Here is a 241-nt window from a genome sequence, read left to right on the forward strand (position 1 = left end):
CGGCGCATACTTCTCGGGAAAAGCGTTCGGAAAACACAAGCTGGCGCCAGCCATCAGGCCGGGCAAGACCTGGGAGGGCGCGATCGGCGGCTGGCTGGTGGTGATGATCGTCGCGGCGGCGGCGGTCTTTTTGCAGGCGTTCGAGCCGACGCTGTATTCTGCGCTGCTGGCGCAACTGGGCGCCGTACGCACGCTGCTCGCACTGACCTTGCTGGTGGCATTCAGCGTGGTGGGCGACCTG

Annotated in this window: 1 protein-coding gene; it reads left to right on the plus strand. The window is 66.0% G+C overall.

Annotation, left to right across the window (positions count from 1 at the left end; genetic code table 11):
- A partial coding sequence (locus SB771_RS36630; RefSeq protein WP_410722240.1) for a phosphatidate cytidylyltransferase occupies positions 1-241 on the plus strand: 241 nt, incomplete at both ends.

This window comes from Burkholderia sp. SIMBA_051 (genome assembly GCF_046534915.1).
GTDB lineage: Bacteria > Pseudomonadota > Gammaproteobacteria > Burkholderiales > Burkholderiaceae > Burkholderia > Burkholderia ambifaria.